This window comes from Aquifex sp. (assembly GCF_056494385.1).
On record NZ_JBSLZM010000045.1, the window covers coordinates 1 to 2,071 of the forward strand.

Genomic DNA, 2,071 nt, shown 5'->3' on the forward strand with positions numbered 1-2,071 from the left:
CCCAAGTCTATCCCCATTATCCCCAACATGGGTATCTGGGCACGAAAACCTACACCTGCGCTCCGCTTGAGATCACTCAGATTGACCGTCCTCGGCTCCCACCAGGCGTTCCCAGCTTCGGCGAAGGTGAGCGGTCAAAAGAGCGATATAATTCTGCTTTTAGCAAGATTTACGTATTCGGGATTTATCTCATAACCTACGTAAAATCTCCCCGTTTTCAAAGCCGCTATAGCAGTCTGGCCACTTCCCATAAACGGATCCAGTACAACTTCTCCTTTAAAGGTATATAGCTGTATGCACCTGTAAGGTAGCTCCTCCGGAAATGGAGCCGGATGTCCAATTTTTTTAGCTGAAACTGCAGGAAAAGTCCATACGCTTTTAGTAAACTTCAAAAATTCTTCCTTTCGTATAGTACTTTTCCTACGCTTCGGATTTTCCCTACGGAACGTATCTTTTGAAAAGACAAGAATATACTCATGAACATCCCTCAAAGTAGGATTTCGGGGAGACATCCAACTGCCCCACGCTGTAGAAGAACCGGCACTTGTACCTTTATTCCAAATTATCTCCCCCCTCATCAGGAAACCGATTTTCAACATATCTTCTATTATAAATGCGTGTAGGGGTATATAAGGTTTTCTACCTAAATTTGCTACATTTATGCACGCCCTTCCTCCGGGTACCAGAACTCTATAGGTTTCCTTCCAAACTCTTCTTAAAAATTCCCGATACTCGTCAAAGGATAGGTCCCGATCGTACTCCTTTCCCACGTTGTAAGGGGGAGATGTGACCATTAGATGTACGCTGTTATCCGGAAGCTCATCCATACTTTCACTACTTTTACAGAAGATCCTGTTCAAATACTCTTCCGGGATAGTATTTTCCACGTACGATATCTTTTTTTCTGTTGGTAACCCCTCGTACAACCTGCTGGAATAAAACTTGGAGGAGTCGTGGCTTACCCTACCGGGTGATCCGAATTTACTGGTCTCAGTTTTCTGTCTCTTAGCCATAGTTCAACCTCCTAAGCAGACGTAAAAACTTTTCCGCCTTCGCTTCATATGTGCGCTCTTTACTTGCTATATCTATAATTTGACCCAAATCCTTTTTAGTGATCATTGATGAGAAGAATTCCCTATCCTCTACGACCAAACGTCTTAGGTTCTCGTACAACTCATGGGGAGTATCAACTCTTAAAAACCCTTCCTCTGGAGTGCTTTTTATATCACCACCGTTAGGTCTGTCCAAAGGTTTAGGATTTACAGAATAAAATCCTTGAACTATGCCAGACAACTTTAGAAAATCCACTTTGTTATAATAGAACTTGGTAATAGGTGTATTCCCAACGACTACGATCGGTATTTTGGAGGATTTGTGGCCAGAAACTCTTATATTTATACTTTTACCAATGGCTTTCAGTATGGTATCCGAACGCAAGAAACTCGGATTACCTTGGTGTGTTGTGTAATCCCCTATACACACTATTTCGTCGGTTTCAGGATAGTATTCCCAATTCCACACAATGGACATCTTAACTTCAACAATAAGTAAAATATCCTCGGCCTGTTGCATTCTATTAGGAGTTTTGACTATAGCAACATCCGCAGGGGAGCGATCAGTAAGCCCGACTTCTTCACAGATTACGTTGTGAATCGCATAGGCACCAAGATCTTCTGCCATCGGTGTTAATAAATCCTTGATCCATTTTTCTGTGTAGCTCCCTACAAAGGCATTTCTACCTTGCAGAGTTGTTTTTTTACCTTTGTAGCCTTTTGGCCAATAGGCCAAATATCTGCTATCTTCGGTGATATAAAATAACTTCTCCGGAGGGACAATATGTAAAGTTTCTACAAAGAACTTACGTTCCTCATCCTTATTCCACAGCATAATCTATAAAAGTTAGCATTATACAGATGAACGGCTGAGATAACTCTTCAAGAGTAGATCAGAACGTGGCCCCTATCTGGAAGTGGGGTACCCAACGATGGGAGGGGTCGTCAAAGCCGTAGCCCAAGTCTATCCCCATTATCCCCAACATGGGTATCTGGGCACGAAAACCTACACCTGCGCT

Annotated in this window: 2 protein-coding genes; both read right to left on the minus strand. The window is 42.7% G+C overall.

Translation table 11 applies throughout. The features are described 5' to 3' along the window. Positions 1-134: 134 nt before the first annotated feature. The gene (locus ACWB1W_RS03595) at positions 135-1,013 is read right to left on the minus strand and encodes a DNA-methyltransferase (RefSeq protein WP_479370028.1); all 879 of its coding nucleotides are present in this window, start codon (positions 1,011-1,013) and stop codon (positions 135-137) included. Continuing rightward, positions 1,006-1,887, minus strand: coding sequence for a hypothetical protein (locus tag ACWB1W_RS03600; RefSeq protein ID WP_479370029.1), 882 nt, complete (start codon positions 1,885-1,887; stop codon positions 1,006-1,008). The genes ACWB1W_RS03595 and ACWB1W_RS03600 overlap by 8 nt, the downstream gene beginning before the upstream one ends. Positions 1,888-2,071: the final 184 nt, after the last annotated feature.

Bases quoted from the DNA above. Each gene is read 5' to 3' on its own strand.
- ACWB1W_RS03595 (WP_479370028.1), bottom strand. From the start codon at position 1,013: ATGGCTAAGAGACAGAAAACTGAGACCAGTAAATTCGGATCACCCGGT.
- ACWB1W_RS03600 (WP_479370029.1), bottom strand. From the start codon at position 1,887: ATGCTGTGGAATAAGGATGAGGAACGTAAGTTCTTTGTAGAAACTTTA.